Origin of the sequence: Kitasatospora setae KM-6054 (assembly GCF_000269985.1) — a bacterium.
Classification (GTDB): Bacteria; Actinomycetota; Actinomycetes; order Streptomycetales; family Streptomycetaceae; genus Kitasatospora; species Kitasatospora setae.
Window position 1 is genome coordinate 7,981,551 of the sequence record NC_016109.1, and the last position, 6,431, is coordinate 7,987,981.

The window sequence follows — 6,431 nt, forward strand, 5'->3', positions numbered from 1 at the left end:
CCGCACGGCCCTCCCGGCCCGGCCCGGTGCGCGGGTGTTCCGCCGGAGGCCCTCGTGGTGGACGAACTGACGCCCCTTGCGGGCCGTGGGCATGTCTGTTCATGATGATCCGAGTCGGGCGGGCGCCAGCACGGATGTGCGAGGGGCGGAATCCGCCTCCGCAGCCGCCGACTGTTCTTCTTCGACGGGCTCCACGAATCGTGCGCAGGCGGCGTGCCGCGCAGCCTCGGAGCCGGTGTGACGACACGTCAGGGATGGGGGATGTGGTGAACCGGCGCTGCGAGCTGTCATGCGCATGCCTGGATACGGGAGGCGGCGGTTCGGTGCCGGCGCCCCACCTGCCGCCCGCCCCGGCCACCGGGGGGCCGGGATGCTGAGCCGGTCGGTCGTCCTCGGGCTCCCCTCGCTGTCCGTCGGCGGACTGTCGGAGAACTGGCTGCTGCGCGAGGCCGGCGACCTCCACTGGGAACTGATCGGCAACCACTTCGGCTGCAAGGTCGCGGACCTCGCGGACGCCGACGGCACCAGGCTGCTGCCCGCCTTCGTCCGGGTACGGCTCACCGCCGCCGACTCCTTACGGTTCTTCGCCGAGCACGACCGGGGGCGGCTCGAAGGCACCGCCACCAGGCTGGACGACCAGGCCTTCGTCAGCGACGTCCGGTTCGCCACCGCGACCTCGCACGTCGAGGCCCGGCTGCTCACCTCCTTCGTCCGCAGGGGCGCGGGGAACTGGCTGTCCCCCGGCACCCCGCGCAATCCGGGACGGGCGTCGGCGGGCCGGCCGACCGCCGAACACCTGGAGTTCCAGGCCGAGTTCCGCGCCAGGAGCGGGATCGGCCCCGCCGACGGCCCCGGGCTGTTCCAGGACACCTACGAGCTCAACCCGTTCGCCGACGTCAACGCGGCCGGCCTGCTCTACTTCGCCTCGTACCCGCACATCAACGACCGGGGCGAGCGCAAGTACCTCCACGCGCTCGCGCCGGGAGGGGAGTGGGCCGTCGAAGCCTGCACCCTCAGCCGGGACATCCTCTACCTCGGCAACTGCGGCATCGAGGACTCGGTGCGCTACCGGTTGGACGACTGCCGCTTCGAGCCGGACCACCGGGCCGTGCTCACCTCGACCCTGCTGCGGGAACACGACGGCCGGCCGCTCGCCCGGATCAGGACCGTCAAGCGCCTCGTCCACCCCGGCGTCTTCGCAAGCCTCTGGGACGGCGGGACGCCCCGGACCGGGGCCGCCGCCCAGACCACCGCCCAGAGCACCGCCCAGACCGCTGCCCCGGCCCCGGCTCAGGCCCCCGCGCCGGCTCAGGCCCCCGCGCCGGTACGGGCGCCCGCGCCGGTACGGGCGCCCGCCGGATCCGTCCCCGACGGCCTGGAGGCCGACCTCCTGCCGCTGCTGGAGACCGTGCTCGCCCGGCCCGCCGGCTCGCTGAGCGCCGACGACGACCTGCGCCCGTTCGGGCTGGACAGCCTGGCGCTGTCGGAACTCGCCGTCCGGGCCGAGGACGAGCTCGGGCTCGAACTCGACCCCAGCCGGATGTTCCAGGCGTTCACGGCCGCCGCCATGGCCCGCGTGCTGCGGGGCGAACGACCGGCCGCCGCGGGGGCGCGGGGACCGGCGGCCGCCGCGCCCCGCGACCCGGCGGCACCGATCGCCGTGGTCGGCATGGCCGGCCGGTTCCCCGGCGCGGAGAACGTCGCCGAGCTGTGGGACCTGCTCGGCCGGGACGCCGACGCCGTCCGCGACATCCCGCCCGACCGGTGGGACACCGCCGCCCACCCCGACCTGGTGGGCAGGGCGGCCCTGCTCGACGACATCCGCCGCTTCGACCACGAGTTCTTCGGCATCAGCCCGCGCGAGGCGGCGCTGATGGACCCCCAGCAGCGACTGCTCCTGGAGACCGCGTGGGCCACCGCCGAGGACGCCGGCTGGGACCCGACCGCGCTGGCCGGCACCCGCACCGGCGTCTACGCCGGCGTCTGCCACTCGGACTACGCCGCCGTCCTCGCCGCGCACGCCGGCCGCGACGAACCGCACCTGAGCGTCGCCGTGTCGCCGTCCCTGGTGGCCAACCGCGTCTCGTACGCCCTCGGGCTGCGCGGCCCCAGCGTCGCCGTGGACACCCTCTGCTCCTCCTCCCTGGTCGCCGTCGCCCAGGCCGTCGCCGCGCTGCGCGCCGGCGAGTGCGACCAGGCCTTCGCCGGCGGCGTCAACGTGCTGTGCGACCCGGCCCGGCAGTACGCCTACCAGCGCACCGGCGTGCTGAGCCCGCGCGGCCGCTGCCACACCTTCGACGACGACGCGGACGGCTACGTCCGGGGCGAGGGCGTCTGCGCCCTGCTGCTCAAGCCCCTGGACCGGGCCCTGGCCGACGGGGACCGCGTGCACGCGGTGATCCGCGCCGCGGCCGTCAACCACGGCGGGCAGGCCCGGTCCTTCACCGCCCCCAACCCGGAGGCCCAGGCCGACCTGCTGGTCGCCGCGCACACCGAGGCGGGCGTCGACCCGGCGACGATCGGCTACCTGGAGGCGCACGGCACCGGCACGCGCCTCGGCGACCCGATCGAGGTGTCCGGGATGGTCGCGGCCTTCGAGCGCCTCTACGACGCCTGGGGGCGCCCGGTCCCGGACCGGCCGCACTGCGGCGTCGGCTCGCTCAAGACCAACATCGGCCACCTGGAGGCCGCCGCCGGGATCGCGGGCATGATCAAGGTGATCCTGGCCATGCGCCACCGCACGATCCCGGCCACCCGCAACATCACCCGGCCGAACCGGATGATCAGGCTGGAGGGCTCCCCGCTGCGGCTCCAGCGGGAACGCGGCCCCTGGGAGGCGCCGCCCGGCGGCGCCCCCCGCCGGGCCGGCGTCAGCTCCTTCGGCATGGGCGGCACCAACGCGCACGTCGTGCTGGAGGAGGCCCCCGCCGCGCGGCCCGACCGGCCGCTCGACGGCCCGGTGGTCGTACCGGTCTCGGCCCGCACCCCGCAGGCGCTGCGCGCCGCCGTGGCCGCGCTGCTCGCCGCGGTGCGCTCCCCGGACGCCCCGCCGCTCGCCTCCGTCGCCCGGACCATGCGCACCGGGCGGGCCGCCCTGGCGCACCGCGTCGCCGTGGAGGCCACCGACCTCGCCGGACTCGCCGAGGGGCTCGCCACCGTCTTCGACCGCGAGCCCGTCGCGGAGCGGGAGTCGACGACCCCGGACGCCCCGCCCGCCTCGCTGCCGACCTACCCGTTCGCCCGCGACCCGCACTGGGCGGCGCCCACGGCCGGCCCCGAGTTCCTCACCACCACCTGGGAGGACGCGCCCGCCCCGCCGACCGTCCCCGCCGGCCGCCTGCTGGCGGTGACCGCCGACCGGGAGCTCGCCCGCCGGCTGCTCGGCGGCCAGGCCGTCGTGCACGTCCCCGGGGAGCCGCTGACCGACCCGGCGGGCCTGGCGGGGATCGTCGACCTGGTCGACTGGACCGAGCCCGGCACCCGAACGGCCGAACGGATCGCGCTGCTCCAGCAGGTCCTCGCCGCCAACACCCGGTCCGGACTGCGCTGCGTCCACGTGAGCGGCGCCGACCGGTCCGTCCTCGCCGGGTTCTACCGGGCCCTGTCCGGCGAGTTCCCGGCCGTCCACGCGCGGACCGTCCGGGTGGACGGCGACGAGGACGCCCTCGCCGCCGCCCTGGCCACCGAGGCGGCCGCGGTCGACCGCGAGACCGAACTGCGCCACACCGGCGGCCGGCGCCGCCGCCCGGTGGCCGGGTTCGCCCCGGCCGCCACCGGCGCCGACCCGCTCGCCGGACTGGACCGCGGCGCGACGCTGATCACCGGCGGCCTCGGCGGGATCGGCCTGCGCCTGGCGGCCCACCTCGCGGACCGCGGCGCCCGGCACCTCGTGCTGCTCGGCCGCTCCCGGATGCCGGCCCGCAACCGGTGGGCGTCCCTGTGCGCCGACCCGGCCACGGATCCGCTGCTGCGCGCCCGGCTCACCGCGCTGACCGCGCTGGTCGAACGCGGGGTGACGCTGACCGTGCGCACCGACGCGCTCGACGACGCGGCCCGGTTGCGCCGACTGCTCGGCCAGGTCAGGAAGCAGTCGGGGGAGATCACCGCCGCCTTCCACTGCGCCGGTGTGATGGACCGCCCGACCTCCTTCCTGGCCCGCGGGGCCGAGGAGATCGCCCGGGTGCTGCGGCCCAAGACCGACGGGCTGCGGGTGCTCCGGTCGGCCTTCGGCGGGCAGCCGCCGAAGCTCCTGGTGCTGTTCTCCTCGGTGGCGGCCGCCTCGCCGCGGCTGGCGGCGGGCTACCTGGACTACGCGGCGGCGAACACCGCGCTCGACGACTTCGCCGAGGCCCTGGCCGACGAGCCCGGCCAGGTGGTGCGTTCGCTGCGCTGGCCGCTGTGGCGCGAGGTGGGGATGGGGGCCGACCGCACCAGCGCCGGCGCCGCGCTCGGCGTCCCCGACCTGGAGGCCGCGGACGCGCTGCGGCTGTTCGACCTCGCGCTGCGGGTGCCCGGCGGGGCGGTGCTGCTGCCGTGCCTCGTGGAGCGCCCGTCGGTCGACACGGCGGAGCTGTACCTGGCGCCGCGACCGGCGGCCCCCGCACGGCCCGCCCCGGCCGCGCCTGAGATCCCGGCCACGCCGGAGATCCCGGCGGTCCCGGCGGTCCCGGCGGTCCCGGCGGTCCCGGCGGACCTCGGCCGGCTGCTCGCCCTCGTGGCCCGGACGACCAGGGTCGACCCCGCGCTGCTGGGGCCCGACACCAGGCTCGGCGACGTCGGGGTGGACTCGCTGCTGATGATCGAGCTGGTGCGGGCGCTCGAAACCGAACTCGGCCACGTGGTCGACCCGAGCCTGCTCCAGGAGCACCCGACCCTCGGCGGGCTCGCCGCCGCCCTCGGCACCCCGGCCGCCGCACCCGCCGTCGTCGCACCCGCCGCCGCCGTTCCGCCACCCGCCGCCGCCGTCCCCGTCGCGCCCACCGGACGGCCGACACCCATCGCCGTGATCGGCATGGGCTGCCGGCTGCCCGGGGCGAGCGACCCGGACAGGCTCTGGCAGGCCCTGCTGGCCGGCCGCGACCTCGTCACCGACGTCCCGGCCGAGCGCTGGGACACCGCCGGGCTCTACCACCCCGACGGCGGACCCGGGCGCAGCCAGAGCAGGTGGGGCGGGTTCCTCGACGACGCCGCGCTGTTCGACCCCGGCTACTTCGGCTTCGACGACGAGACCGCGCGGCACCTGGACCCGCTGGTGCGCAAGACCCTGGAGGTCTCGGTGGAGGCCGTCCGGGACGCGGGGTACACCGACGCCGAGCTGCGCGGGCGTCCGGTCGGCGTGTTCGTGGGCGCCCGCACCGGCAACCACCGGCTGCACCTCCAGCCGCCGAAGCGCGAGTACATCGTCGGCGTGAACCAGAACTTCGTGGCCGCGCACGTCTCGCACTTCCTCGACCTGACGGGGCCCAACCTCGTGGTCGACAGCGCCTGTTCGTCCTCGCTGGTGAGCATCCACCTGGCGGCCCAGAGCCTGGCCTCGGGCGAGTCGTCGATGGCCCTGGCCGGCGGGGTCGACCTGCTCTTCGACGAGGAGCCGTACCTGATGCTCAGCGCCGGCAAGGCGCTGTCCCCCAGCGGCCGCTGCCGCACCTTCGACGAGTCCGCCGACGGCCTGGTGCCCGGCGAGGGCGCGGGGATGGTGCTGCTGAAGCGGCTGGACGACGCGCTGCGCGACGGCGACCGGGTGCTCGCGGTGCTGGAGTCCTCGGGCGTCAACAACGACGGCCGGACGATGGGGCACACCACTCCGAACGGCCGCGCGCAGCGCTCCCTGGTCTCCGACGTGCTCGCCCGCGGCGGGATCGACGCCCGGACGATCGGGTACGTCGAGGCGCACGGCACCGGCACGATGATCGGCGACCCGATCGAGCTCCAGGCGCTCACCGCCGTCCACCGCGCCCACACCCAGGACCGCGGCTACTGCGGGATCGGCAGCGTCAAGAGCTCGATGGGGCACCTGCTCAGCGCCGCCGGCGTCGCCGGGTTCATCAAGGCCGTGCAGATCCTGCGGCACGGCACGCTCGTCCCCACCCTGCACTGCCACCGCCCGAACCCGCGGTTCGCCTTCGCCGAGTCGCCGTTCTTCCCGGTGACCGAGGTCGCGGACCTGCCCGCCGGCAGCCGGGTCGCGGTGAGCGCCTTCGGCTTCGGCGGGACCAACGCCCACGTCGTCCTCGGCGCCGGCACGCCCGGGGAGCCCGGGCGCCCCCCGCTGCCGCCCCCCGCCTACCGCCGCCGTCGGTTCTGGCACCGGTCCACCGCCGTGAGCACCCCGGCCCCGCCCAGGTCCGCCCGGCTCGACCTGACGTTCAGCTAGTCCGGCGCACCTGCCCGCCCCCCGCCGAGCCGAACCGCCGATCACCAGGAGAGAACAC

General features: G+C 76.6%; 1 protein-coding gene. It reads left to right on the forward strand.

All coding sequences use genetic code 11. The annotated features are described in order from the left end of the window. Window positions 1-370 precede the first annotated feature (370 nt). Window positions 371-6,373 carry a beta-ketoacyl synthase N-terminal-like domain-containing protein gene (locus KSE_RS34905; protein ID WP_014140106.1) on the forward strand — a complete coding sequence of 2,001 codons (6,003 nt, stop codon included), beginning with the start codon at window positions 371-373 and terminating at the stop codon, window positions 6,371-6,373. Window positions 6,374-6,431: the final 58 nt, after the last annotated feature.